We start from the raw sequence: 25,978 nt of genomic DNA, 5'->3' as shown, positions 1-25,978 counted from the left end.
GTCATCCCATCACGCTGCCTGGCAGACCGCGCACCAGTAGAGGTTGCGCGCCAGCAGCGGCGCGGTGAGCACGGGCGTGCCGCAGATGCGGCAGGGCAGCCCGGTGCGCCGGTAGACGTAGTGCGCGTCCTCCTGACGGGCCCGGCCCGAGCGACGGGCGCGGTGCTCCGGCAGGGTCGTGACGATGCGTCCGGCGCGCACGCCGGCCCGCAGCAGCGTCACGAGGTCGGCCCACATCGCGAGCCACTCGTCGCGGGTCACCGCCTTGCCCGGGCGCAGCGGGTCGATGCGCGCGCGGAAGAGGACCTCGGCGCGGTAGACGTTGCCGACGCCGGCGAGCGTCGACTGGTCCATGAGCAGGGCGCCGATCGAGGTCGTCGTGCGCGAGATGCGCGCCCAGGCGCGCTCGGGGTCGGCGTCGCGGCGCAGCGGGTCGGGGCCCAGCCGGGCCACGAGCAGGCGCCGCTGCTCCGGGTCGTAGATCTCGCACGCCGTCGGCCCGCGCAGGTCGGCCCACGCCTCGGGCGTCTGGAGCCGCAGCCGCAGGGCGCCCTTCGGCTCGGGCGGCTCGCCGTGCCCGGTCTGCCACTTGCCGTAGAGACCGAGGTGCACGTGGAGCAGGCGCTCGCGGGGCTCGCCGAAGCCGAGCAGGAGGTGCTTGCCGACGGCCTCGCTCGAGGTCAGCTCGAGCCCGTCGATCGACGCGGCTCCGGTGGCGAAGCGCCCCTGCGGGCTCGTCGCGTGCACGGGCGGACCCGACAGCAGCTCGCGCAGGTGGCGGGCCGCGCGGTGGATCGTGTGGCCTTCAGGCACGGCTGCTCACCCGGCAGAGTCCACCAGAGAGCTCAGCCCAGCGCATCCGGGAGCGGCGGCAGGCCCTCGCCGGCCTCGTAGGCCGAGAGCATCTCGAGCCGGCGGGCATGGCGCCCGCCCTCGAACCCGGTCTCGAGGAACAGCTTCACGAACGCGGTGGCGTCCTCGACCGAGGTGAGCCGGCCCGCCATCGAGATGACGTTGGCGTCGTTGTGGCGCCGGCCCAGCTCCGCGGTGTCGGAGTTCCACGCGAGGATCGCGCGCACGCCGCGCACCTTGTTGGCCGCGATCTGCTCGCCGTTGCCCGAGCCGCCGAAGACCGCCCCGAGGCTGCCCGGGTCGGCGACCACGGCCTCCGCCGCCCGCAGGACGAACGGGGGGTAGTCGTCCTGCGGGTCGAGCTCTGCCGGGCCGTGGTCGACGGGCTCGTGGCCGTTGGCCGTGAGCCACGCCGCCACCGCCTGCTTGAGCTCGAAGCCTGCGTGGTCGCTGCCGAGGTGGACGCGCATAGGCGCATCCAACCACTGGCTAGTCGAAGATCGGGTCGCGGGTGCGGGTGCGCTTGAGCTCGAAGAAGCCGTCGGTGCCGGCCACGAGCACCACGCCGTCCCACAGCCGGCCGGCCGCCTCGCCCTTGGGTGCCGGCGAGACCACCGGGCCGAAGAAGGCGACGCCGTCGACGCTGATCACCGGGGTGCCGACGTCCATGCCGACCTGGTCCATGCCGGAGTGGTGGCTCTTCTTCAGGGCCTCGTCGTAGTCGGTGGAGGTGGCGGCCGAGGCCAGCTCGGCGGGCAGGCCGACCTCGGCGAGGGCCTCGTCGATGATCGCGGCGAAGTCGTCGGAGCCGCGGCCGTCGTTGTGGATGCGCCGGCCCATCGCCTCGTAGAGCGGGAGGACGACCTCGTTGCCGTGGGCCTGCTCGGCGGCGATGACCACCCGCACCGGCCCCCAGGCCTTCTTCATCATCTCGACGTACTGCTCGGGCAGCTCGCGGCCCTCGTTGAGGTAGGCGAGCGACATGACGTGCCACTCGACGTCGATCTCGCGCACCTCCTCGACCTCGCGCACCCAGCGCGAGCTCATCCACGCCCAGGGGCAGAGGGGGTCGAACCAGAAGTGTGCCGTGGTGCGCTCGCTCATCGACGAGTCCCTTCCTGATGGGGGCGTTGCCAACCAGCGGCAGCACCGCGCGCGCCACGCGCATTCCCGGCTGGCGGACCGGCGGCGGGCGCATGGGAAGATGCCCCGCATGCCCGGCATGAACCTCACCCGCGACGAGGCCAGCGCACGCGCCGACGTGCTCTCCACCGAGTCCTACTCGATCGACCTCGACGTCACCGGCAGCGGACCGACCTTCCGCTCGAGCACCACCGCACGGTTCCGCTGCTCCGCTCCGGGCACCTCGACCTTCGTCGACCTGGTCGCCGACAGCGTCGAGCTCGTCGAGCTCAACGGCACCGCCCTCGACCCGGCGACCGTCTTCGACGGCACCCGCATCGCCCTCGACGGCCTGGCCGCCGAGAACGAGCTGCGGGTCGTCGCGAACTGCACCTACATGCGTACCGGTGAGGGCCTGCACCGCTTCGTCGACCCGGTCGACGGCGAGACCTACCTCTACTCCCAGTTCGAGGTGGCCGACTCGCGCCGGATGTTCGCCGTCTTCGAGCAGCCCGACCTCAAGGCCACCTTCACGCTCACGGTCACCGCGCCGGCTCACTGGCAGGTCGTCTCGGTCTCCGCCACGCCCGAGTCCGAGCCCACCGGCGACGGCGTCGCGACCTGGCGCTTCGCGCCGACACCGCGGCTCTCGTCCTACGTGACGGCGCTGGTCGCCGGGCCGTACGCGGTGGTGCGCAGCTCGCTCACCTCCCGCAAGGGCAGCGTGCCGGCCGCCGTCTTCTGCCGGCGCACGCTCGCCGAGCACCTCGACGCCGACGAGATCCTGCTCCTGACCCAGCAGGGCTTCGACTTCTACGAGGAGGCGTTCGACCTCGCCTACCCGTTCGAGAAGTACGACCAGCTCTTCGTCCCCGAGTTCAACGCCGGCGCGATGGAGAACGTCGGCTGCGTGACGATCCTCGAGGACTACGTCTTCCGCTCGCGCGTGAGCGAGGCCGCCGTCGAGCGCCGCGCCATCACCGTGCTGCACGAGCTGGCGCACATGTGGTTCGGCGACCTCGTGACCATGAAGTGGTGGAACGACCTGTGGCTCAACGAGTCCTTCGCGGAGTTCGTGAGCCACGTCGCCGCCGCTGAGGCCACGAAGTACACCGAGGCCTGGACCACCTTCGCCACCACGGAGAAGACCTGGGCCTACCGCCAGGACCAGCTGCCGAGCACCCACCCGATCGTCGCCGAGATCAACGACCTCGAGGACGTCGAGGTCAACTTCGACGGCATCACCTACGCCAAGGGCGCCTCGGTGCTCAAGCAGCTGGTGGCCTACGTCGGGCGCGACGCGTTCTTCGCCGGCATCCGCACCTACTTCGCCAAGCACGCCTACGCCAACACGACCCTCGGCGACCTGCTGGTCGAGCTCGAGCGCAGCAGCGGGCGTGACCTGTCGGCGTGGTCGGGCACCTGGCTCGAGACCGCCGGCGTCAACACGCTGCGGCCCTCGATCGAGGTGGCCGGCGAGGGCACCTACTCCCGCTTCGCCGTGCTCCAGGAGGCGCCGGCCGAGTGGCCGACGCTGCGCCCGTACCGGCTGGGCATCGGCCTCTACGACCTCGCCGAGGGCGGGCTCGCCCGCCGCCGCTACGTCGAGGTCGACGTCGACGGCCCCTCGACCGAGGTGCCAGAGCTCGTCGGCGAGCGCCAGCCCGACCTGCTGCTGCTCAACGACGACGACCTGGCCTTCGCCAAGATCCGCCTCGACGAGCGCTCGGTCGCCACGCTGGTGTCCTCGCTCGCGCAGGTCCGCGACTCGCTGCCCCGCGCGCTGTGCTGGGGCGCGGCGTGGGACATGTGCCGCGACACCGAGATCCGCGCCCGCGACTACCTCGCCCTGGCGCTCGAGGGCGCGCAGACCGAGGACGACAGCGCCATGCTGCGCTCGGTGCTGCGCCAGGCCGAGGTCGTGTCACGGCTCTACGTCGACCCGGCGTTCAAGGAGCAGGCGGCCGACCAGCTCGCCTCCGGCACCCGCTCGCTGGCCGAGGCCGCGCAGCCGGGCAGCGACGCCCAGCTCCAGCTCGTGCGGGCGTTCGCCGCGGCCGCGCGCAGCGAGGAGCAGCTCGAGGTCGTCCACGCGCTCTACACCGGCGAGCTGGCGTGGGAGGGCCTCGAGGTCGACACCGACCTGCGCTGGGACCTGCTGCACGCCCTCGTGGCCGGCGGGCGGCTCGGCGACGAGGCCGTCGAGGCCGAGCTGGAGCGCGACAAGACCGCCACCGGCGAGCGCCACGCGGCCGCGGCCCGGGCCGCCCGGCCCACCGCCGAGGCCAAGGCGTCGGCGTGGAAGGCCATCTTCGAGGACGCCGACCTGCCGAACTCCCTGCTGGTCGCGACCGTCGGCGGCTTCGCGCAGGCAGGGCAGGAGCAGCTGGTCGCGCCCTACGTCGAGCGCTACTTCGAGGCGCTCGAGCCGACCTGGGCCTCGCGCACCAACGAGACCGCGCAGACCATCGTGGTCGGGCTCTACCCGACGCTGCTCGCCTCCGAGGAGCTGCTCGCCCGCACCGACCGCTGGCTCGCCGAGGCCGGCTCCGCGCCCGCCTCGCTGCGCCGGCTGGTGCTCGAGTCGCGCGACGGCGTCGCCCGCGCCCTGCGCGCCCAGGCGCGCGACCGGGGCTGACACCCGCCCGCCAGCTCCGTCGCGCCCGACCTCGGGTGCGACGGGGTCAGCGGCGGGCGCGGCCGGCGTGCTCGCCGAGCATGCGCACGCCCAGGGCGATGCCGCCGGCCAGGTCGCCGACGGCGAACGACGCGGTCATGCTGAGGGTGACCAGCGCGGCGACGCGGTCGTCGACGCGGCTGCGGGCGGCTGCACCGGTGACGACCTCCACCCGCCGGGAGGCGGGGTCGACCGCGACCAGCACGGTCTCGGCGGCCTCGGGGCCCAGCCGGGCCAGCATCGCCTCGGCCGAGGCGCGCGAGTGCACCGTGCCGACGAAGACCGCGACGGGCAGGCCGTAGCGGTCGGCTGCCTCGGCGCGGGCGCGCTCTATCTGCTGGCGGTGCCGGTCGCGGAAGGGCTCACCAGGAGCCACTGGCGCCACCCGAGCCCTGGGCCCGCGGAGTGTCCGCGTCGGGGGCGGCGTGCTTGCCGGTCGGGCCGCCCAGCCAGGTGGCGTCGGCGTCCCAGCCGGCGCCCGGGCGGTAGCGGGGGCCGCGCGTCGTCGACGGCGCGAAGGTGAGCAGCGCGACGACGAGGTAGACCGCGAGCGGGATGCCGATGTAGACGCCGATGGTCTGCAGCACGCCGATGCCGGAGCCGGGGTCGTCACCGTCGGAGCGGTGGGTCTCGGCGAAGGCCGGCGAGGCGGTCGCCAACGCCAGCAGCGGCAGCACCGCGGCGTACGCGGCACCGAGCCGGCGCCGGAAGCTCCGGCGCAGGATGGCGGCGGAACCCGGGGCGGAGGCGTGTGCTCGGTGGGTCACGCGCGCCAGCCTAGCGAGCCGGGACCCGCTCACGAGCGGTGCCCCACGCCGTGGCGCAGCCCCTCGTCGACGACCCGGGCCAGGGAGTTGGCGCGGGCGTCGGCGACGAGGTCCTCGAGCAGCACCGGCTCCCCGGACCCGTCGCACAGCGGCAGCTTCCAGTTGGGGTACTCGCGGAAGGTGCCCGGCTGGTTGATGGCGCGCCGCTCCCCCACCGCGTCGGGCAGGGCCACCCCCACGAGCAGCGCCGGTGTGGCGACGACCAGGCGGTGCAGGGCCTCCACGACGGCCTGCTCGTCGTCGCGGTCCTCCGCACGCAGGAAGCCCTCGGAGAGCAGCGCGTCGATCCACGACCGCTGCTCCTCCGCGTCGGCGGCGCGCTCCTCCTCGACCGGGCGGGTGAGCAGGCCGAGCTCGTCGCGCAGGCGGATGTGCTCGCCGGCGAGGTAGCCGGCGGTCGGCGGCAGGTCGTGCGTGGTGACGGACGCGAGCGAGAGCTCGCGCCACTGCTCGGGGCGCAGGGGTACGCCGCGGTCCCAGTCGCGCTCGAACCACAGGATCGAGGTGCCGAGGATGCCGCGGTCCTTGAGGAAGTCGCGCACGCCGGGCTCGACGGTGCCGAGGTCCTCACCGACGACGACCGCACCGGCCCGCGACGCCTCGAGCGCCAGGATGCCGACCAGCGCGTCGGCGTCGTAGCGCACGTAGGTGCCCTCGGTCGGCGCCGAGCCGGTGGGCACCCACCACAGGCGGAACAGCCCGAGCACGTGGTCGACGCGGATGCCGCCGGAGTGGCGCAGGATCGTGCGGATCATCGCCCGGTAGGCGGCGTAGCCGGTCTCGGCCAGCACGTTGGGACGCCACGGGGGCTGCGACCAGTCCTGGCCCTGCTGGTTGTAGGCGTCCGGCGGGGCGCCGACGCTCACGCCCTGGGCGAGTGCCGACTGCAGAGCCCACGCGTCGGCGCTCGACGGGTGCACGCCGACGGCGAGGTCGTGCATGATGCCCAGCGCCATGCCCGAGCCGGTCGCCGCCGCCTGGGCCGCGGTCAGCTGCTCGTCGAGCAGCCACTGCAGCCAGCTCCAGAAGTCGACCTGGTCGGCGAGCCGCTCGCGCGCGGCCGCCACCTCGGCAGAGGCCGGGTCGCGCAGGCCCTCCGGCCACTCCTGCCAGGGCGCGTCGAGCTCTGCGGACAGCGCGCACCAGGTGGCGAAGTCGACGAGCCCGTCGCCCTCGCGCTCGCGGAAGGCGTCGTAGGCGGCCTGGCGCTCGGGCGAGCGCGCGAGCGCGTGGACCAGCTCGAGCGCCTCGCGCTTGGCGGCCCACACGGCGTCGCGGTCGATCGGGTCGGGCGTGAGCGAGACCGCCTGCTGGGCGGCGGCGAGCTCCTCGACGCGCGAGCGCACGTCGTCCGGGGCGCCGGCGAGCTCCGCGACGTCCTCCACCCGCAGGTAGACCGGGTTGAAGAAGCGCCGTGTCGCCGGGAGGTAGGGCGAGGGCTCCATCGGCGGCACCGGCTCGGCAGCGTGCAGCGGGTTGACCAGCACGAAGCCGGCGCCGTGCTCGCGCCCGCTCCACGCAGCCAGCGTCGAGAGGTCGGCGAGGTCGCCCAGCGCCCAGGAGCTGCGCGAGCGCGTCGAGTAGAGCTGGGTGGCGAAGCCCCACACCCGCCCGGTGCTGCTCCCGCGCACCGAGGGCGGCAGGCCCAGCGAGTGCGGCGTGACCACCAGCAGCGCCTCGCCCGACACCTCGCCGCTGGCGCGCAGCCGGTGGTAGCCGAGCGGCAGGTCGTCGGGCACGGTGAAGGTCGCCTCGCCGGTGAGCACGCCGTCGACGTCCTGCGGGTCCACCCAGCGGTCGGCCTGCTCGAGCGGACGGGTGCCGCCCTCTTCGAGCTCGACCTCCACCAGCACGGCGCTCCGGTGCGGCACGTGCACACCCACGCTCGCGTGACCGGCTCCCTGCCGGACGATGACGCAGGCAGGGAGCACGCGGCGCCAGGCAGCGCTGCGTACGCGCTCCAACGCCGTCCGCGCCGCCTCGGGCGTGGCAGCGTCGACCCCGAGGGCCGCCAGCACGGCGGTGATCGTCTCGGCGCTCGGCCGGCGCTGCTCGCCCTGCCAGTCGTGGAAGTCGGTCGCGACGCCGTAGGCGTCGGCGAGCTCGGACAGCTCGGCGCTCAGGGCGCTCATCGCGCACCTCCTCGACCGCAGCGTACGGCTGCGGTCGGGCGGTCGCGGCGGGCTGGGTCAGCGGGGACAGCGGTCACGCCGGGCGTGTCCCCGCTGCGGCCGACCGGTAACCGTCAGCCCGCGACGGCCTCCTGCACCGGGGCGGGCAGGGAGAGGTAGGCCTCCCACTCGGGCTGCCGGCGCACCCAGCCGATGACCAGCGCCACGCTCGCCGGCGGCTCGGCGGGGGTGAACGGCAGCTCCCAGCCGAGCTCGGCGAGCAGCGTGCTGCCCTTGCGGTGGTTGCAGCGGCAGCACGCGGCCACGACGTTGGTCCAGGCGTGCTGGCCGCCCCGGGAGCGCGGCACGACGTGGTCGACGGTGTCGGCGCGCTTGGGGCAGTAGGCGCAGCGGTGCGCGTCGCGCTCGAGCACCGCCCGGCGGGTCAGCGGCACGCTGCGGCGGTAGGGCACGCGCACGTAGTGCTGGAGCCGGACCACCGCCGGGGCGTCCATGCTGGTGCGTTCGGAGTGCAGCACGCGGTCGCCGGCCGTCTCGACCACGACGGCCTTCTGCGCGAGGACCAGCACGACCGCCCGGCGCAGTGGCACCACGCAGAGCGGCTCGTAGCTGGCGTTCAGGACGAGCGCGTGCGCCATGTCGCCTCCAGCACCGCGGCCGGCGCGTGGCTCGCGTCGGTCCTGCGGTCAGTGTGCGCCTCGCCCGCGCGTTGCACCACACGTTTGGGCAGCGCGTCACGCAGCGTTCACCCGCGGTGCGTCGTCCGGCGCGACGGGGGCGACCGCCAGCGTCGTCGTCGGACCCCGGCCGTAGGGTCGGCCCCATGAGCCGTCCGGACTACCCCGCCGCGCCCCGCCTCGACCTGGTGGAGCAGCTGCCCGAGAGCGCGCCGGCCCACTCGGTCGCCGACCCCTACCGCTGGCTCGAGGACCCCGCCGACCCCGCGGTCGAGGCCTGGTCGAGCGCCCAGGACGTGCTGGTGCGCGAGCACCTCGACGCGCTGCCCGGCCGCGAGCACGTCGCCGAGCGCCTGCGCGCGCTCCTCGCGGCCGGCTCCGTAGGGTCGCCCGCGCTGCGCGGCGACCGGCGCTTCTTCATGCGGCGCACCGCCGAGCAGGAGCACGCCGTGCTGCTGGTGCAGGAGGCCGACGGCAGCGAGCGCGTGCTGCTCGACCCGATGGCGGTGGACCCGAGCGGGAAGACGACCATCGACAGCTGGCAGCCCAGCAAGGAGGGCCGCCTGCTCGCCTACCAGCTCTCCGAGGGCGGCACCGAGGAGTCGGTCCTGCGGGTGCTCGACGCGGGCACCGGCGAGCTCGTCGACGGGCCGATCGACCGCGCCCGCTACTCCCCCGTGGCCTGGCTGCCGGGCGGCGAGGCGTTCTACTACGTGCGCCGCGTCGACCCTGCGGGGCTGCCGGCCGAGGAGCAGCAGTACCACCGGCGCGTGTGGCTCCACCGGCTGGGCGCCGACCCTGCGGACGACGTGCTGGTCTTCGGCGAGGGCCTCGAGAAGACCAACTACTACGGCGTCTCGGTGTCGATGGACGGCCGCTGGCTCACGGTCTCGGCCTCGGAGGGCACCGCCCCGCGCAACGACCTCTGGGTGGCCGACCTGGGAGCCTCGAGCCTCGAGGCGCCGGCGCTGCAGGAGGTGCAGGTCGGTGTCGACGCCCAGACCGGCGTGCACTTCGCGCGCGACGGGCGGGCCTACGTGTTCACCGACCTCGACGCGCCCCGCGGCCGGCTCTGCGTCGCCGACCCGGGCGAGCTGCAGGTCTCGGGCTGGACCGACCTCGTGCCCGAGGACCCCGAGGCCGTGCTCGACGGCTACGCCCTGCTCGACGGCGACGAGCTCGACGAGCCCGTGCTGCTCTGCTCGTGGACCCGGCACGCGGTCTCCGAGCTCACCGCCCACCGGCTCGCCGACGGCGGCGGTGCCCGGCCGGTGCAGCTGGCCGGGGTCGGGTCGCTCGGCGGGCTCTCGACCCATCCCGAGGGCGGCCACGAGGCCTTCTTCGGCTACACCGACCACGTGACCCCCTCGTCGGTCTACCGCTACGACGCGACCGACGGCTCGGTGTCCCTGCACGCCTCGCCGCCCGGGTCGGTCGAGGTGCCGCAGGTCTCGGTGCGGCTGGTGCCCTACACCTCCAAGGACGGCACGACCGTCCGGATGTTCGTCGTCTCGCCGACCGAGGCGCCCGACCGCCCGCGGCCGACGGTGCTCTACGGCTACGGCGGCTTCGGCATCCCCATGTCGCCGGGCTACTCCTCCGGCATCCTCCAGTGGGTCGAGGCCGGCGGCGTCTACGCCGTGGCGTGCCTGCGCGGGGGTGGCGAGGAGGGCGAGCAGTGGCACCGCGACGGCATGCTCGGGCACAAGCAGAACGTCTTCGACGACTTCCACGCGGCCGCCGAGACGCTCGTGGCCGAGGGATGGACCACACCGGCCCAGCTCGGCATCAGCGGCGGCTCCAACGGCGGCCTGCTGGTCGGCGCGGCGCTGACCCAGCGGCCCGAGCTCTACGGCGCGGTGGTCTGCTCCGCGCCGCTGCTCGACATGGTGCGCTTCGAGAAGTTCGGCCTCGGCGCCACGTGGGCGGTCGAGTACGGCTCGGCCGCCGACCCCGAGCAGCTGGGCTGGCTGCTGTCCTACTCGCCCTACCACCACGTCGTCGACGGCGTCGACTACCCGGCCACGCTGTTCACCGTGTTCGACAGCGACACCCGCGTCGACCCGCTGCACGCACGCAAGCTGGCGGCGGCCCTGCAGCACGCGACCTCGGGCGAGCGGCCGGTGCTCGTGCGCCGCGAGAAGGACGTCGGCCACGGCGCCCGCTCGCTGTCGCGCTCGATCGACCTGAGCGTCGACACCACGGTCTTCCTCGCGCACTGGACGGGGTTGCAGCTCTGATCCTCGCAGCCGCCTCCCCGTCCCCCTCGCCGGTCACCTACGTCGACACCACCTGCGACGGCGTCTGCGACTCGGTCTCGGGCTGGACCGGTCACGAGTGGCTCGGCCAGCTCGCCGAGTGGCTGCTGGCCAAGCCGCTCAAGATCGTCGTCATCGTCGCCGCCGCGGTGCTCGTGCGCCTGGTGCTGCACCGCCTGATCTCGGGCCTCGTCGCCCGCGCGGCCGAGGGCACCGTGCCCGGCGTGCTGGCCAAGGCCTCTCGCGCCAGCATCTTCGAGAGCAGCCCGCTGCTCTCGGAGCGGCGCAGCCAGCGCGTGCAGACGATGGGCTCGGTGCTGCGCAGCATCGTCACCGGCATCGTCGTCAGCATCGCCGTGCTGATGGTGCTCAGCGAGGTGGGCCTCGACATCGCCCCGCTGCTCGCCAGCGTCTCGATCGTGGGCGTCGCGCTCGGCTTCGGCGCCCAGTCGCTGGTCAAGGACTTCCTCTCCGGCGTCTTCATCATCGTCGAGGACCAGTTCGGCGTCGGCGACGTCGTCGACCTGGGCCCGGCCACCGGGGTGGTCGAAGCGGTGGGACTGCGCGTGACCCGCATCCGCGACGTCAACGGCACCGTCTGGTACGTCCGCAACGGCGAGATCCTGCGCGTCGGCAACATGAGCCAGGGCTGGGCGCGGGCCGTCATCGACGTGCCGGTCGCCCCCGACAGCGACGTGGCGCGGGTGAAGGCGCTGCTCGCCGCCGCGGCGAGCTCGGTCGCCGCCGACCCCGAGCTCTCGTCCTTCGTCCTCGAGGAGCCCGAGGTGTGGGGCGTCGAGACGATGTCGCTCGACTCGGTGGTGGTGCGCCTGGTCGTCAAGACCCAGCCGCTCCAGCAGTGGGCGGTCGCGCGGGAGCTGCGCCAACGCGTACGAGAGGCGCTCTCGGCCGACGCCGCGGCGGCCGGCTCCGGCACGGGGCTCTGGGCCGGCGCGGCGGCCGCGGGCGCACCGCCCTCGACAGTGCCCGAGGCCTAGTCGCTGGGGGGCCCGGGCCGCACCAGCTCGCCGGCGAGCAGCGCGGCGCACCAGACGTCGACGCGTACGCCGCGGTGCGCGATCAGCCCGCGTGCCACGCCCTCGGGCGCGAACCCGAGCTTGTCTGCGACGCGGCGCGAGGCGAGGTTGCCGACCTCTGCGTACCACTCGAGCCGGGCGAGGCCGAGCTGGTCGAAGCCCCACGCCGCGACCTCGGCGACGGCCTCGGTGACGACGCCCCGGCCGCGGTGGCCCGGCGCGCACCAGAAGCCGATCTCGGCGACCGCCGGGTCGGGCCGGCGGCGGTGCAGCCCGACGCAGGCGGCGAGCTCGCCCCTGCGCTCGACCGCGAAGACGGCGGCGGAGCCCTCCGCCCACCACGACGGCACCAGCTCGCGCACGAAGGCGCGGGCGTGCGCGCGGCGGTAGGGCGACGGCACGGTCGTCCACCGCTGGATCTCGGCGTCCTCGCACGCGGCGAGCACCGCGTCCTCGTCGTCGGAGGTGAAGGCTCGCAGCAGCAGGCGGTCGGTGCGCAGGGTGGTCGGCGGGATCGCAGGCACGGGCCCCATCGTGGCGTGCCCGCCGGCAGGCCGCGTCATTGGGCGAGGACGGCGACGCGTCGGCGCCAGACCCGCTGCGCGGCGAGGGCGGCCAGGGCTGCGAGCGCGGTGGCGCCGGCGGCGTTGCCGAACGAGCCGGGCACGCCGACCGCGTCGATGACGACGCCGGCCACCGCGGTGCCGCAGGCGGCCCCCGTCGTGATGCTCGAGGACATCCACGCCTGCGCCTCGTTGACCCGCTCGGGCGGGGAGAGCACGTCGATGAGGTTCTGGCACATGATGATCGTCGGCGAGATCGACAGGCCCGCCACGAACAGGATCGGGAGCAGCACGCCGAGCGGTGGCCGGCCCGCGTGCAGCAGCAGGCTCACCGGCACCAGCGCCAGGCTGAAGGTGAGCAGCGGCAACGGGATGCGGCGCTGCTCGGTGCCGGGCGCGTGACTGGCGCGGGCGCCGTAGGTCAGCCCGCCGACCGCGCTGCCGCCCGCGATCGCGGTGAACAGCCAGCCCAGCTTCGACTGGTCGTGCAGCACCTCGCGGGCGGTGGCGGCGAGCGAGGTGTCGATCGAGCCGAACGCGACCGCCAGTCCCAGCACGACGACGAGCAGCGCCGGCATCCCGCCGATCCGGGCGGCCGAGCCCCCTCGCTCGCTCTTCGGCGACTGCTCGTGCGGCACCACCTGGCGGGGGGCCGCGCACGACGCGTAGCCGACGCAGCCCGCCGCCAGCAGCGTGCCCGTGAGCACGAGCGGCACCGCGGCCGGGGTGCGGGTGACGAGCAGGGAGAGCAGCAGCGGCCCGACGATGAAGATCGTCTCGACGGCGACCGCGTCGAGCGCGTAGCCCGCGCGCCGCAGCGTCTGGTCGGGGAAGATCACGCGCCACGCCGTACGCATCGCCGGGCCGAGCGGCGGGAACGACGCACCCGCCACGGCGGCGAGAGCGACCAGGACCGCGAGCGGCGCGTCGGCCGCGGCGAGCAGCGCGAGCACCACGAGCAGGGCGCCGCAGAGCACGCCGGCCGGGACCACGACGCGCGGCTGGCCGAAGCGGTCGAGGGCGCGGCCCAGCGTGGGCGAGCCGAGCGCCGTGCCGATGCCGTAGGCGCCGGTGACCAGGCCCGCGTCGCCGTAGGAGTCGCGCACGTGAGAGACGAGCAGCACCATGCTCAGCGGGGCCAGCGAGAACGACAGCCGCGCGATCAGGGAGGCGGCGAAGGGGACGGCGGCCTGGCGGTGGCGCAGCACTCGTACGTATCCGGAGAGTCCAGCAGCCACGGTCCGACAGCCTTGCACACCGAGCACCGGAACCGCTTTCGCCCCGTCGTCGGCCGGCTCGGCACGGCTCGCGCAGGGCACCGCACGGGTGGACGATGGCGCCATGACCGAGAAGCTGTGCCTCGTCACCGGCGCCACCGGCTACATCGGCGGCCGGCTGGTGCCCGAGCTGCTCGCAGCGGGTCACCGGGTGCGCGTGCTCGCCCGCGACCCGCGCAAGGTCCAGGACCACCCGTGGTCGGACCGCGTGGAGGTCGCCCGTGGCGAGATCGGCGACGCCGAGTCGCTGGCGAAGGCGCTCGCGGGGGTCGACGTCGCCTACTACCTCGTGCACAGCCTGGCGACGGGCGGGCACTTCGAGGCGACCGACCGGAAGTACGCGCTGAGCTTCGGCAAGACCGCCCGCGAGCAGGGCGTCGGGCGCATCGTCTACCTCGGCGGGCTCCTGCCGGAGGACGAGGACCTCTCCCCGCACCTGCGCTCCCGGGCCGAGGTGGGCTGGATCCTGCTCGCGTCCGGCGTGCCCACCGCCGTGCTCCAGGCCGCCGTCATCATCGGGTCGGGCTCGGCGTCGTTCGAGATGCTGCGCCACCTGACCGAGCGGCTGCCGGCCATGGTGACCCCGAAGTGGGTCGACTCGCGGATCCAGCCGATCGCTGTGCGCGACGTGCTGCGCTACCTGGTCGGCGCGGCCCAGCTCCCGCCCGAGGTCAACCGCACCTTCGACATCGGCGGCCCCGACGTGCTGACCTACGCCGAGATGATGCACCGCTTCGCCGAGGTGGAGGGGCTCCCCCGGCGGCGCATCGTCAAGACACCGGTGCTCAGCCCGTCGCTGTCCAGCCACTGGGTCGGCGTCATCACCCCCGTCCCGAGCTCGATCGCCCGCCCGCTGGTCGAGTCGCTGCGCAACACGGTGGTGTGCCGCGAGCACGACATCGCGGCGTACGTCCCGGACCCTCCGGAGGGGCTGCTCGGGTTCGACCAGGCGGTGCGCCTGGCGCTGGCGCGCATCCGCGACCAGGAGGTGCCGACCGCCTGGACCTCGGCGACGACGGTGGGCGCGCCGAGCGACCCGCTGCCGACCGACCCCGACTGGGCCGGCGGCGACCTCTACCTCGACGAGCGCGAGCGCGTCGTCGAGGCGTCACCGGCGGCGCTGTGGCGGGTGATCGAGGGCATCGGCGGCGAGCACGGGTGGTACTCCTTCCCGCTGGCCTGGCGGGCCCGCGGGGTGCTCGACCGCATCAGCGGCGGCCCGGGGCTGCGGCGCGGGAGGCGCGACCCGGACGACCTGTCGACCGGCGACGCGCTCGACTTCTGGCGCGTGGAGGAGGTGTCCGACGGGCGGCTGCTGCGGCTGCGCGCCGAGATGCGGCTACCGGGGCTGGCCTGGCTGGAGCTGCAGGTCCTCACGGACGAGCAGGGCCGCACGCTGTTCCGGCAGCGGGCCACGTTCCACCCGCACGGGCTGACCGGCCGGGCCTACTGGTGGTCGGTGTTCCCGTTCCACGGGGTGGTGTTCGGCGAGATGCAGCGCAACATCGCCCGCGCCGCGGAGGCGCTGGAGCGTACGCACGTCGACCCGGGCAGCGTCACCACCGAGCAGCTCCGCGCCCTCTGACCGCGCGGCGGCGCCGCTCGGCGGCCCCCCTCTGATTGGCACGATGTGCCTTCTTGCCAATCGGATTGGCAAGAAGGCACATCGTGCCAAACGAGGCGGGGCGGGGAGGGGCTAGGCCAGGGCGGCGTCGAGCGTGATCGTCGTGCCAGCGAGGGCCTGCGAGACCGGGCAGTTCTCCTTGGCGGCCTGGGCCTGGGCGGCGAAGCCGTCGGCGTCGAGGCCGGGGACGACCGCGCGCACCGTCAGGACGATGCCGGTGATGCCCTTGCCGGGCACGAAGGTGACGTCGGCCTTGGTGTCGACCTTCTCCGGCGGCGTGCCGGCACCCGCGAGCGCGTGCGAGAGCGCCATCGAGAAGCAGGTCGAGTGGGCCGCGGCGATGAGCTCCTCGGGGCTCGTCACGCCGTTCGGCTCGGCCGAGCGCGCAGCCCAGGTGACCGGGTAGGACCCGATGCCCGAGGAGTCGAGGGACACGGTGCCCTTGCCCTCCATCAGCGAGCCTTCCCAGTGGGCGTTGGCCGTGCGGACGGTTGCCATGCTGGACCTCCAGGGTCGACGTACGTGGTCGGCTCAGGGCCGACCGCGGTGCCCCGGCCGTCGTCGGCCGGGGGTGGGGCGGGGTGCTGCTCGGGCGGTGGCGCCCCGCCGGCGGGCGCTTGCGACGATAGGCCGCGTGAGCACTCCGTCCGACGGCACCCCTCCTGCCTTCTTCGAACGTGTGGGGGGCACCGAAACCTTCCGCCGCCTCACCGAGGTCTTCTACGCCGGCGTGTCCGACGACCCGGTGCTGCGCCCGCTCTACGCTGAGGAGGACCTCGAGCCGGCGCGCCGCCGCCTGCAGATGTTCCTCGAACAGTACTGGGGCGGGCCCCGCGCCTACAGCGAGCAGCGCGGCCACCCGCGGCTGCGGATGCGCCACGGCGGCTGGCGCATCGGCGAGCGCGAGCGCGAGGCCTGGCTCTCGCACATGCGCGCCGGCGTCGACGAGCTGCACCTGGACCCCGCCGACGAGAAGGAGCTCTGGGACTACCTCGTCATGGCGGCCTACAGCCTGGTCAACGAGGCGCCCGAGGGAGCACCGCTGCCGGTGGTGCCAGGATCGGGCTCGTGAGCTCTCCCTCCGCGCCCTGGTGGCGCGACGCGGTCATCTACCAGGTCTACGTGCGCAGCTTCGCCGACTCCGACGGCGACGGCCTCGGCGACCTGCCGGGCGTGCGGGCGCACCTCGACCACCTGCGCGACCTCGGCGTCGACGCCCTGTGGCTCAACCCGTTCTACCCCTCGCCCCAGAACGACGCGGGCTACGACGTCTCCGACTACCGCGACGTGGAGCCGCGCTTCGGCACGCTGGCCGACGCCGACGCGCTGGTCACTGAGGCCCACGAGCGCGGGCTGCGCGTCATCGTCGACCTCGTGCCCAACCACACCTCGAGCGAGCACGTCTGGTTCCGCGCGGCGCTGGCCGCGCCGAGGGGCTCCCGCGAGCGTTCGCGCTACCTGTTCCGCGACGGGCGGGGCGACGACGGCTCGGTGCCGCCCAACGACTGGGTCTCGGTCTTCGGTGGTCCGGCGTGGTCGCGGGTGACCGAGCCCGACGGGCGCCCCGGCCAGTGGTACCTCCACCTGTTCGACGCGACGCAGCCCGATCTCGACTGGACCAACTCCGAGGTGGTCGAGGAGTTCCACGACGTCCTGCGGTTCTGGCTCGAGCGCGGCGTCGACGGCTTCCGCATCGACGTCGCGCACGGGCTGGCCAAGGACCAGGACATGCCCGACATCGACGGCCGGTTCGCCACCTCGGGACCGGCCGAGCACGGCCACCCGCACTGGGACCAGGACGAGGTCCACGAGGTCTACCGCGGCTGGCGGGGGGTGCTCGACCGCTACGACGGCGACCGCACGTTCGTCGCCGAGGCGTGGGTCGCGACGGCCGAGCGGCTCGCGCTCTACCTGCGTCCCGACGAGCTGCACACCGCCTTCAACTTCCCCTACCTGCTCGCGCCGTGGTCGGCGCCCGAGCTCGTGCGCGTCATCGACGAGACCCTCGACGCCCTGCGCGAGGTCGGCGCACCGGCCACCTGGGTGCTCTCGAACCACGACGTCGTACGCCACGCGACCCGCTTCGGCGGCGGCGCGGTCGGTGTCCGGCGGGCTCGCGCCGCGAGCGCGCTGATGCTGGCCCTGCCCGGCGGCGCCTACGTCTACCAGGGCGAGGAGCTGGGGCTGGAGGAGGTCCTGGACCTGCCGGACGAGGCCCGCCAGGACCCGACCTTCGCCCGCACCCACGGCGAGGAGAAGGGGCGCGACGGGTGCCGCGTACCGATCCCGTGGTCCGGCGCCGAGGCGCCGTTCGGCTTCGGGCCGGCCGGCTCGACCCCCTGGCTGCCGCAGCCGGCGTCATGGGGCTCGCTCACCGTCGAGGCGCAGGACGGCGACCCGGGCTCGACGCTCGAGCTCTACCGCCGGCTGCTCCGCGTGCGCAAGGCGTCCCCCGCCCTCGGCGAGGGCACCCTGGCGTGGGTCGAGACAGGATCCCCCGAGGTGCTGGCCTTCGTGCGCGAGCCGGGCTTCCTGTGCGTCGCCAACACCGGCGCGCAGCCGGCTGCCGTACCCGCGCAGGCGCGCGGCGCCAGGGTGCTCGTCTCGAGCAGCCCGGTCGAGGAGGACGGCGTCGTGCCCGCCGACACGACGGTCTGGTACGCCACCGGCTGAGCGCGCACGGGTTTGCGGGGCCGGGTGCGGGCTAGGTCTAGGGCATGAGCGAAGACCCGAGCCTGCACGACATGGGTGGCGCCATCGGCCCCGCCCCCGACTTCACCGCCGCCGACCCGGACGGCGACGAGCAGGGCGGCTACGCCCGGGAGGTCGACCCGAGCGCGGTCGGCCAGTCGCCGCAGGACCCCGAGATCGCGGGATCCGACCGCGGCGGCAACGCCAACACCCCGCCGGTCGCCGGCGCGCGCAGCGAGTACATCTCGATCGACGACACCGACAACCTCGGCCGCGGTGCCGACGGCGAGACGGCCGACCGGCTGGAGCAGCAGTAGACGGTCCACGACCGGAACCCCGCACGACGGACGGCCCCGCCCCTCGCTCTCGCGAGGGACGGGGCCGCCGTGCGTCTGCCGGACTAGCCGGCGAGCAGCACGTCGATCGAGTCGAGCAGCTGCTGGCGAGCAGTCGCGCTCGCCTTCGCCGCCTTCAGCCCGGAGACCTCCGTGCGCAGCGACTGCAGCAGGGCGTGCTGCTGGGCCGCGGGCGCTGCCGCCACCGCCGCCACCCGCTGGCGCAGGTCGTCAGCGGTGCTCTTCACGATCTGCCCCGAGTCGGCCAGCACGCTGACCGAGTACCGGAGCTGCGAGAGCCCGGCCAGCGGCGAGAGCCACGGCTCCAGCGCGCTGAGGAGCCCAGCCTTGCCCGCAGCGCTGATCTTCGACGCCTTCGCACCGGTCACCGCCGTGCGCAGGTCGCCCAGCGCCGTGAGGATCCCAGCCGTGTTCCCCGCCTTCTCGGCGGCCGACGCCTTCGCGAGCAGGTCGGCCAGGTCGCGCGCCGTGCTCTTGTTGACGTCGCCCGTGCCGACGAGCCGGTCGAGGACCGGGGTCAGCGTGGCCACCGAGGGCAGCGGCGCGGGCACGAGCTCCCCGACGCCCCAGCGGGCCGTCGTCTGGTAGCCCTGGCCGGTCGGGTCGGCCCACGCCTGAATGCCGGTACGGGCACCGCCCGAGGCGTCGTTGACCTGGAAGTCCAGGCCCTGGAACGTCCCGAGCCCGCCGGCCTCGAGCAGGCTGACGGCCGCCTCGACGACGTAGCCGCCCGGCACCACCTTCGTGGCGCTGGTCAGCCGGCCGCGCTGGAAGCCCTCGTCGCCGGTCCCGAAGGACACGACGTTGTTGTAGTTGATGCGGATCTGGGTGTCGTCGTAGCGGTAGGGACCGTTCTTGACGTTGCCCGAGTCGACGAAGAGCTCGACCGAGTCCTGCGTCCACGGGTCCGAGCCCGTCGCGTCGAGCACCGGGTCCTTCACCTCCGCCAGCACGTAGAGCGTCGAGCCCTTCCACAGCGTGCGGACCTTGGCGGTCGCGCCCGCCGAGCCCGAGATCAGCTTGTCGGTCGAGACCGACGTCGCCTTCGCCCAGGCGGCGTCGACGGTGCCGTCGACCGCCGGAGCGGTCGGGGCCTCGACGACGGTGGTGTACGACAGCGGCTCGACGAGCGTCAGGGTGCCCAGCGCGCCGGGCGAGTTCCAGCCGCTGGTCGACGTGCCGTCGATGACCTGGACGTCGAACTGGACCTGGTCACCCAGGGCCGCCCGCACCGGCAGGTGCGCCACGACCGCGTAGCCGCCCGGGACCTCCGTGACGACGCCCTGGACCGAGCCCGAGCCGTTGCGACCCAGGGTGTAGGTCGTGCCGCCCACCACGAACCGGAGCCCGTCGGCGGCCTGGACGCTCGCGTCCTTCACCGTGACGTAGGCGGTGAGGTGGTCGGCCTCCCAGCGCAGTTGGAACGACGCGTTCGCGCCGACCGGGTGCAGGGGCAGGCGTGCCCACTGCGGCGAGCGGGTCGCTGCCGCGCCGAGCGGGATGCTGCCCTGGAACACGTCCGCCGCCCGCTGCTGCGCCGGCAGGTCGCCGTCGATGGCACCGAAGAATGCGGGCTTGGCCTGCAGGTCGTCGTCGAACAGCAGCGGGGCGCCGTTGTCGACGCGCCAGCTGCGACCGTCGGTCAGGCCCCACACCGTCACAGAGAAGATGCTCTTCGCGTGGGCGCGGAACATCCGGAACGCGTCGCGGTAGTAGTAGCCCTGGTCGATCAGCCGCGCCTGGGTGACCGGCGTGCCGGTCGTGACGTCGAACTCGCTGACGACCTGCTTCACGGGCAGGTCCTCGAAGGCCACGATCGCCTTCTCCAGCGAGCTCACCGGCGTCGCCAGGCTCACGTGGAACTGGTGGCCCACGCTGTCGACCTTGACACCCCGGGCGATCAGGCGGGCGACCAGCGCGTGGAGGCGCTGCTGCTTGCCGTCCTGCTCGGTGTTGTAGTCGTTGATGTCGAGGGTCACCGGCCGCGTGGTGCCGGGTGCGGCGTAGGTGGAGTTGAACGCCTGGTCCGCGTAGGAGAAGGCGTCGTCGATGAACTCCTCGCCGAGCACGCGGTACCACTCGCTGCGGCGCAGGCCGTCGGCGTAGTCGCTGCTGTCGGAGACGACCTCGTTGACCACGTCGAACGCGACCACCGGGTTGGTGGACGAGCCGAACAGGCCGTAGCCGCCGCCGGTGCTCAACGCCTTGGCGACGTTGTCGATGTGCGTGCGCATGCGGTCGCGCAGCACCTGCTTGTCAGCGGCGCTGGTCGTCAGGGGCGTGCCGTCCGCGTGCTGGAAGAACCACGCCGGGGTCTGGCTGTGCCACACCAGGGTGTGGCCGTAGACGCGGATGTGCTCCTTCTGCGCGAAGTCCATCAGTGTCTTGGCCTCGGGGTTGATGCGGAAGTTGCGGTCCGCGTCGTACCACGCCTCGGGCTTCATGTGGTTCTCGGGCGTCAGCTGGTCGAAGTGACGGGTGTTGAGCTGGCCCGCCGCGCCCTGCGTCTCACGGCTGTCGATCGCGACGCCGACCGGGAAGTCGACGGTGCTCTTGAGCGGCGTGAGGTTCTGGATCTCCTTGGTGGCCTGCGACTTCACGACCACGTCGTCCACGAGGAACGGAGCGGTCGAGCCGTCGGGGTAGGCGGTCTCGAAGTAGAGCCGCGCGCTGTCGGCGGCCGGCATCTGGTAGGTCGCGGTGACCTGCTGCCACTGGCCGGAGGTGACGCCGGTGAACTGCCCGACGGTGTCGTAGGTGTCGGTGCCGGCGTTCGTGCGCTGCATGCTCAGCCACACGTTGCCCGAGGGCGAGCCGGCCGCGAACTTCACCCACGCGCTGATCTCGTAGGTCACGCCCGGGGTGAGCAGGCCGGTCACGTCGTGGCCGATGCCGTCGCCCTGGGAGGTGCGGCCGCTGACCAGGGCCGCGTGCGTACCACCGTGGGCCTCTGTGTCGGTCACCGCGACGGTCGGGTCGCCCTGCGCGTCGCCGCGCGGTGCCCAGCCACCGAGCCCGTTCTCGAAGTCGGTGCTCAGCACGGTCTCGCCGCCGGGGACGCCGCCCTGGGGCAGCGTGAACGTCCAGCCCTGCGCGAGCTTCTCGGTCACGACGGTCTGGACCGCCTTGATGCCGTTCTCGCGGTTGCCGCCGCCGTCGTGCACGAGCACGACCGCGCCGGGCTGCATCGCCTTGCGCAGGTTGGCGGTGAGGGTCGCCTCGGACAGGTCGTTGCCGTCCCAGTCGCTGATGACGTTGCCCAGGTTGAGCGGCTGCTCGCCGAGGGCCACGGCGACCTCGCCGGTCTTGCCCCAGCTGCCGTTGGGTGCGCGGAAGTAGGGCACCTTCTGGTTGGGGTTGCCGAGCGCGTCGCGGATGATCTTCAGGTTCGCCTTGAGGTCGGCCTCGACGCGGGACTGGGTCCAGCTGCCCATGTCGTCGTAGGTCGTGGTGTGGTTGCAGAGGGTGTGGCCCTCGGCGACGATCCGCTTGAGGATCTCCGCACCGCCCGGCGCCTGGATGTTCTGGCCGATGACGCAGAACGTCGCGTGGATGCCGTGCGCCTTGTAGAAGTCGAGCAGCGCCTCGGTCTCACCGGGGTTCGGGCCGTCGTCGTGGGTCATCGCGACCACGTTGCCGGTGCCGCGCGCGGCGGCCAGCGGGGTGGTCGTCGGGTTCACCGCACCGCCGGGGACGAAGTCCGGGTCCGGCGTCGGCGTCCACGGGACGTCGCCGCCCCCGGCGGCCTGCCCGGTGATGACGATGTCGTCGACCAGGTAGGTGTAGGGCGCGCCGAGGTCGCCGGTGCCGATGTAGGCCTGCAGGGCGGCCGGGTCGGCGCCTGCGGGGGCGGTGAAGGTGCCGGTCACCGTGGTCCAGGCGTCGGCCGTCATCGTGGTGTCCCCGACCCAGGTGTAGTCGGGCTTGACGACGAAGCGGACGCCCGCCGAGCCGGCGGTGCCGGGGGCGAGGCGCGCCTTCATCGAGAAGGTGTACTGCGCGCCGGGCACGAGCAGGCCGGTCGGCGAGGAGATGCCGTCGTAGTCGTTGGCGCGACCGGCGACCTGCAGTGCCTTGGAGCCGTCGACGTCGACGACCGAGAGGCTCGGGCCGCCGCTCTGGGTCCAGGGGGCGAAGCTGCCGTCCTCGAAGTCCTCCGACGCGACTGTGGTGTCCTGCGGCGCCGAGGGCGGCGCGGTGATCAGGACGTCGTCGACGAGGTAGTCGTAGGGCCCGGCCAGGTCGGCGGTGCCGATGTAGGCGCGCAGCGTAGCCGGGTCGGCGTCGGCCGGGGCGGTGTAGGTGCCCGTGACCGTCGTCCACGCGCCGGTCGACATCGTCGTGTTGCCGACCCAGGTGTAGGCGGGCTCGACGACCATGCGCACGCCGGCGGGGCCGCCGGTGGTGCCGTCGGCGAGCCGGACCTTGAGCGAGAAGGTGTACTCCACCCCGCCCTTGAGCAGGTTGGCCGGCGTCTTGATGCCGTCGTAGTCGTGGGCCCGGCCGCTCACCTTGAGCGCCTTGTTGCCGCCCAGGTCGACGACGGAGAGCGACGCGTCGCCGTTCTGCGTCCAGGGGGCGGAGCTGCCGTCCTCGAAGTCGCTGCTGAGGACGGTGGTGGGCGCGGCCGCTGCGGCCGCGCGGGTGCCGGTAGCGGCGCCGGTCTGCGCTCCCGCCGCCCAGGCTGCGGGACTGGCCGCGAGCCCGAGCGAGGTGGTGAGCCCGAGCAGGGCTAGCCCTGCTGATCTGCGTCGTCTCATGTGTCGCCGTTCTCTCCATCGAGCGGTGGACAGGTTCACCGATGCATGCGCACCGGTGGCTCCAGGTCCTTCCGGAACTTTCCGGTACGACTCTGGAACGCGCACAGGAGAACATGCGATCGCTGCGGAGTCAACGGATCCGCGGCGACCGCTACCAGAGTGTTATCCGGGCGCTCGGCTCACCGACGCCGAGCGGGGGCAACCGGCGGTCAGCGGGAGCAGACCCGAGCTGGGCGGTAGCGGCGGTGGGCCGGCGGTAGCGGACGGGCTACCGCCGGGTCGCGGTTGCTACCGCTCAGACCCGGCACCCCGGGTCGGCCGGCCGGCTGCAGCCCGCCAGCTGCGAGCCTCAGGCGTCGAGGGTGAAGCTGGTGAAGAAGGCGCGCTCGTCGGCGGTGAGCCGGCGCTGCCGGTCGGCGGCCAGGTCGTAGGAGACCAGGGTCGAGCGGGCGCGGGCGTAGGTGCGCCCGTCGTCGTGGACGCGGTAGCCCACCGTGAACGACGAGCCGCCCACCTTCTCGACCCACACCTCGACGTCGATGCCGCGCGGGTGCCACACCAGCGGCGCGAGGTAGTCGATCTCGTGGCGCGCGACGACCAGGCCGTCGCGCAGCGCGGCCAGGCCGCGCTCGGCACCCAACCGGAACAGCAGGTCGATGCGCGCCTCCTCGAGGTAGCCGAGGTAGGCGACGTTGTTGACGTGCTGGTAGGCGTCCATGTCGCCCCAGCGCATGGGGACGCGTACGCGGTGGCTCGGCACGCGGGCCACCGTAGCCCGCGCGCCGAGCGACCCGGCGTACTAGTCCCGGCTCAGCCGGCGGTGGGTGATGCGGTGCGGCCGGGCGGCGTCGGCGCCGAGCCGCTCGACCTTGTTGGCCTCGTAGGACTCGAAGTTGCCCTCGAACCAGAACCAGTTGGCCGGGTTCTCGTCGGTGCCCTCGTAGGCGAGGATGTGCGTGGCCACGCGGTCGAGGAACCACCGGTCGTGGCTGACCACGACGGCGCACCCGGGGAACTCGAGCAGCGCGTTCTCGAGCGAGCCGAGGGTCTCGACGTCGAGGTCGTTGGTCGGCTCGTCGAGCAGCAGCAGGTTGCCGCCCTGCTTGAGGGTGAGCGCGAGGTTGAGCCGGTTGCGCTCACCGCCGGAGAGCACGCCCGCCGGCTTCTGCTGGTCGGGGCCCTTGAAGCCGAACGCGCTGACGTAGGCGCGCGAGGGCATCTCGACCTGGCCGACGTTGATGTAGTCGAGCCCGTCGGACACGACCTCCCACAGCGTCTTCTTGGGGTCGATGCCGCCGCGCGACTGCTCGACGTAGGAGACCTTGACGGTCTCGCCGACGCGCACGCTGCCGGCGTCGGGGGTCTCCTCGCCGATCAGCATGCGGAACAGCGTGGTCTTGCCGGCGCCGTTGGGCCCGATGACCCCGACGATCCCGTTGCGCGGCAGGCTGAAGGACAGCCCGTCGATGAGCGTGCGGTCCTCGAAGCCCTTCACGAGCTCGTCGACCTCGATGACCACCGAGCCCAGGCGCGGGCCCGGCGGGATCTGGATCTCCTCGAAGTCGAGCTTGCGCGTGCGGTCGGCCTCGGCCGCCATCTCCTCGTAGCGGGCGAGGCGCGCCTTCGACTTGGCCTGGCGGCCCTTGGCGTTGGAGCGCACCCACTCCAGCTCCTCCTTGAGCCGCTTGGCGCGCTTGGCGTCCTTCTGGCCCTCGACCTTGAGGCGCGAGGCCTTGGTCTCGAGGTAGGTGGAGTAGTTGCCCTCGTAGGGGTAGGCGCGGCCGCGGTCGAGCTCGAGGATCCACTGGGCGACGTTGTCGAGGAAGTACCGGTCGTGGGTGACGGCGACGACGGTGCCCGCGTAGGCGGCGAGGTGCTGCTCGAGCCACAGGACGCTCTCGGCGTCGAGGTGGTTGGTCGGCTCGTCGAGCAGCAGCAGGTCGGGCGCCTGCAGCAGCAGCTTGCACAGCGCCACGCGGCGGCGCTCACCACCGGAGAGCACGGTCACGTCGGCGTCGCCGGGCGGGCAGCGCAGCGCGTCCATGGCCTGCTCGAGCTGGGAGTCGAGGTCCCACGCGTTGCGGTGGTCGATGAGCTCCTGCAGCTTGGCCATCTCGTCGCCGAGCGCGTCGGTGTACTCGACCGCCATCTGCTCGCCGATCTCGTTGTAGCGCGCGAGCAGGGCCATCGTCTCGGCGACGCCCTCCTGCACGTTGCCGAGGACGTCCTTCTCCTCGTTGAGCGGAGGCTCCTGGAGCAGGATGCCGACGGAGTACCCCGGCGACAGGAACGCGTCGCCGTTGGACGGCTGGTCGAGCCCGGCCATGATCTTGAGCACGCTCGACTTGCCGGCGCCGTTGGGTCCGACGACGCCGATCTTCGCTCCGGGCAGGAACGAGAGCGTGACGTCGTCGAGGATGACCTTGTCGCCGTGCGCCTTGCGAGCCTTGCGCATCGTGTAGATGAACTCCGCCATGCCTCCAGCCTAGTTGGCGGGCGGGGGTGCGCCGACCGGCGCGCTCCCCCGCCCGCTGCCGCCCGCCCGCCGGCGGGCCCGGGACGCAGCCTCAGAACCCCGGCGCGTCGAGCGCGGTCAGGGACTCGACCGTGTCGGGCGCGCGGAGCTGGCCGGGCAGGTCGGCGGCTCCGGCCTGCTCGTCGGAGGTCCAGCTCTGCGCTCCCTCCCCACCCGGCGCAGCCGCCTCACCGGCCGGCTGCTGCCGCGCCGTGCGCCGGAACATCGACGTGCCGCGGCTGAGGTCGGGCCCGACGGCGTCGGCGCTCAGCTCGAGGGTGCTGCCCGAGCGCCCCTCGGTGTTCCAGCTGCGGTTCTTCAGCGTGCCGCGCACGAGCACCGGGTCGCCCTTGCGCAGGGAGTGGGCAGCGTTCTCGCCGAGCGCCCGCCAGCACGTCACCTGGTAGTAGGTGGTGTCACCGTTGCCCCAGGTGCCGTCGGGCTCCCGGCGCCGCGGCGTGTGGGCCAGGCCGAACGTCGCGCGCTTCGAGCCGTCCGGGTTCTCGTTGAGCACGGGGTCACCGGTCAGGTTGCCGACGACGGTGACGAGGACCTCGTTCATCTGGTGCTCCTCCTCCGCGCCCGCGCGGGAGCACCGCTGCGGTCGCTG

At 73.5% G+C, this 25,978-nt stretch carries 21 protein-coding genes; 7 read left to right on the top strand and 14 right to left on the bottom strand.

Annotated elements, in window-relative coordinates; translation table 11 throughout:
• Positions 1-9: 9 nt before the first annotated feature.
• From CLV35_RS11410 to CLV35_RS11400, 3 genes are read right to left on the bottom strand one after another with little or no spacing between them, the layout of a single operon-like run.
• Positions 10-813: an Fpg/Nei family DNA glycosylase gene (locus CLV35_RS11410; protein ID WP_121193626.1), complete on the bottom strand. Its 804-nt coding sequence runs from the start codon at positions 811-813 to the stop codon at positions 10-12.
• A 32-nt stretch (positions 814-845) separates the two neighbouring features.
• On the bottom strand, positions 846-1,322 hold the full coding sequence (locus CLV35_RS11405; RefSeq protein WP_121193625.1) for a ribose-5-phosphate isomerase: 477 nt from the start codon (positions 1,320-1,322) through the stop codon (positions 846-848).
• Positions 1,323-1,341: 19 nt separating this feature from the next.
• Complete coding sequence (locus CLV35_RS11400; RefSeq protein WP_121193624.1) at positions 1,342-1,956, bottom strand: mycothiol-dependent nitroreductase Rv2466c family protein; 615 nt, start codon at positions 1,954-1,956, stop codon at positions 1,342-1,344.
• Between the two features lie 109 nt (positions 1,957-2,065).
• On the opposite strand from CLV35_RS11400, the gene pepN reads away from it, so the two are divergent.
• Positions 2,066-4,612 carry an aminopeptidase N gene (gene pepN, locus CLV35_RS11395; RefSeq protein WP_121193623.1) on the top strand — a complete coding sequence of 849 codons (2,547 nt, stop codon included), beginning with the start codon at positions 2,066-2,068 and terminating at the stop codon, positions 4,610-4,612.
• A 46-nt stretch (positions 4,613-4,658) separates the two neighbouring features.
• Here the strand turns inward: pepN and CLV35_RS11390 are convergent, their stop codons facing one another.
• From CLV35_RS11390 to CLV35_RS11375, 4 genes are all read right to left on the bottom strand, one after another.
• Positions 4,659-5,027: a DUF5130 family protein gene (locus CLV35_RS11390; protein WP_183061933.1), complete on the bottom strand. Its 369-nt coding sequence runs from the start codon at positions 5,025-5,027 to the stop codon at positions 4,659-4,661.
• On the bottom strand, positions 5,014-5,418 hold the full coding sequence (ctaJ, locus tag CLV35_RS20505) for an aa3-type cytochrome oxidase subunit CtaJ (RefSeq protein ID WP_231121726.1): 405 nt from the start codon (positions 5,416-5,418) through the stop codon (positions 5,014-5,016). The genes CLV35_RS11390 and ctaJ overlap by 14 nt, the downstream gene beginning before the upstream one ends.
• A 29-nt stretch (positions 5,419-5,447) precedes the next feature.
• Positions 5,448-7,610: a 4-alpha-glucanotransferase gene (malQ, locus tag CLV35_RS11380; RefSeq protein ID WP_121193621.1), complete on the bottom strand. Its 2,163-nt coding sequence runs from the start codon at positions 7,608-7,610 to the stop codon at positions 5,448-5,450.
• A 113-nt stretch (positions 7,611-7,723) separates the two neighbouring features.
• The gene (locus CLV35_RS11375) at positions 7,724-8,248 is read right to left on the bottom strand and encodes an HNH endonuclease (protein ID WP_121193620.1); all 525 of its coding nucleotides are present in this window, start codon (positions 8,246-8,248) and stop codon (positions 7,724-7,726) included.
• Positions 8,249-8,433: 185 nt separating this feature from the next.
• Here CLV35_RS11375 and CLV35_RS11370 point away from each other — a divergent pair, with 185 nt between their 5' ends.
• A complete protein-coding gene (locus CLV35_RS11370; RefSeq protein ID WP_121193619.1) occupies positions 8,434-10,527 on the top strand; it encodes a prolyl oligopeptidase family serine peptidase in 2,094 nt (697 codons plus the stop codon).
• Positions 10,528-10,694: 167 nt separating this feature from the next.
• Entirely contained in the window at positions 10,695-11,543 is an 849-nt protein-coding gene (locus CLV35_RS11365) for a mechanosensitive ion channel family protein (RefSeq protein WP_121193618.1), read from the top strand.
• Here the strand turns inward: CLV35_RS11365 and CLV35_RS11360 are convergent.
• Both CLV35_RS11360 and CLV35_RS11355 read right to left on the bottom strand, forming a co-directional pair.
• A complete protein-coding gene (locus CLV35_RS11360) occupies positions 11,540-12,106 on the bottom strand; it encodes a GNAT family N-acetyltransferase (RefSeq protein ID WP_231121725.1) in 567 nt (188 codons plus the stop codon). The genes CLV35_RS11365 and CLV35_RS11360 overlap by 4 nt on opposite strands.
• Positions 12,107-12,141: 35 nt before the next feature.
• Positions 12,142-13,383: an MFS transporter gene (locus tag CLV35_RS11355; protein ID WP_183061932.1), complete on the bottom strand. Its 1,242-nt coding sequence runs from the start codon at positions 13,381-13,383 to the stop codon at positions 12,142-12,144.
• 103 nt (positions 13,384-13,486) lie between these two features.
• On the opposite strand from CLV35_RS11355, the gene CLV35_RS11350 reads away from it, so the two are divergent.
• Positions 13,487-15,007, top strand: coding sequence for an SDR family oxidoreductase (locus CLV35_RS11350; protein ID WP_121193616.1), 1,521 nt, complete (start codon positions 13,487-13,489; stop codon positions 15,005-15,007).
• Positions 15,008-15,118: 111 nt separating this feature from the next.
• Here CLV35_RS11350 and CLV35_RS11345 read toward each other — a convergent pair whose 3' ends face one another.
• Positions 15,119-15,544: an OsmC family protein gene (locus tag CLV35_RS11345; RefSeq protein WP_121193615.1), complete on the bottom strand. Its 426-nt coding sequence runs from the start codon at positions 15,542-15,544 to the stop codon at positions 15,119-15,121.
• Between the two features lie 136 nt (positions 15,545-15,680).
• Between CLV35_RS11345 and CLV35_RS11340 the strand changes: the two genes are divergently transcribed.
• From CLV35_RS11340 to CLV35_RS11330, 3 genes are read left to right on the top strand one after another with little or no spacing between them, the layout of a single operon-like run.
• Positions 15,681-16,118, top strand: a complete 438-nt coding sequence (locus tag CLV35_RS11340) for a globin (protein WP_231121724.1) — start codon at positions 15,681-15,683, stop codon at positions 16,116-16,118.
• A complete protein-coding gene (locus tag CLV35_RS11335) occupies positions 16,115-17,719 on the top strand; it encodes a glycoside hydrolase family 13 protein (protein ID WP_121193613.1) in 1,605 nt (534 codons plus the stop codon). The genes CLV35_RS11340 and CLV35_RS11335 overlap by 4 nt, the downstream gene beginning before the upstream one ends.
• 44 nt (positions 17,720-17,763) lie before the next feature.
• Positions 17,764-18,054, top strand: coding sequence for a hypothetical protein (locus CLV35_RS11330; RefSeq protein WP_121193612.1), 291 nt, complete (start codon positions 17,764-17,766; stop codon positions 18,052-18,054).
• An 83-nt stretch (positions 18,055-18,137) separates the two neighbouring features.
• Here CLV35_RS11330 and CLV35_RS11325 read toward each other — a convergent pair whose 3' ends face one another.
• The 4 genes from CLV35_RS11325 to CLV35_RS11310 form a co-directional block, all read right to left on the bottom strand.
• Positions 18,138-22,853 (bottom strand): endo-1,4-beta-xylanase, encoded by a 4,716-nt coding sequence (locus tag CLV35_RS11325; protein WP_121193611.1) that lies wholly within the window; start codon positions 22,851-22,853, stop codon positions 18,138-18,140.
• A gap of 349 nt (positions 22,854-23,202) precedes the next feature.
• Positions 23,203-23,613 carry an acyl-CoA thioesterase gene (locus CLV35_RS11320; RefSeq protein ID WP_231121723.1) on the bottom strand — a complete coding sequence of 137 codons (411 nt, stop codon included), beginning with the start codon at positions 23,611-23,613 and terminating at the stop codon, positions 23,203-23,205.
• A gap of 39 nt (positions 23,614-23,652) precedes the next feature.
• Positions 23,653-25,329, bottom strand: a complete 1,677-nt coding sequence (gene ettA / locus CLV35_RS11315) for an energy-dependent translational throttle protein EttA (protein ID WP_121193610.1) — start codon at positions 25,327-25,329, stop codon at positions 23,653-23,655.
• A 91-nt stretch (positions 25,330-25,420) separates the two neighbouring features.
• Positions 25,421-25,930, bottom strand: coding sequence for a single-stranded DNA-binding protein (locus CLV35_RS11310; protein ID WP_121193609.1), 510 nt, complete (start codon positions 25,928-25,930; stop codon positions 25,421-25,423).
• Positions 25,931-25,978 lie beyond the last annotated feature (48 nt).

It is taken from the genome of Motilibacter peucedani (genome assembly GCF_003634695.1).
Classification (GTDB): Bacteria; Actinomycetota; Actinomycetes; order Motilibacterales; family Motilibacteraceae; genus Motilibacter; species Motilibacter peucedani.
The sequence above is the reverse complement of the archived record's forward strand: the minus strand, read 5'-3'. Positions and strand labels throughout refer to the sequence as shown.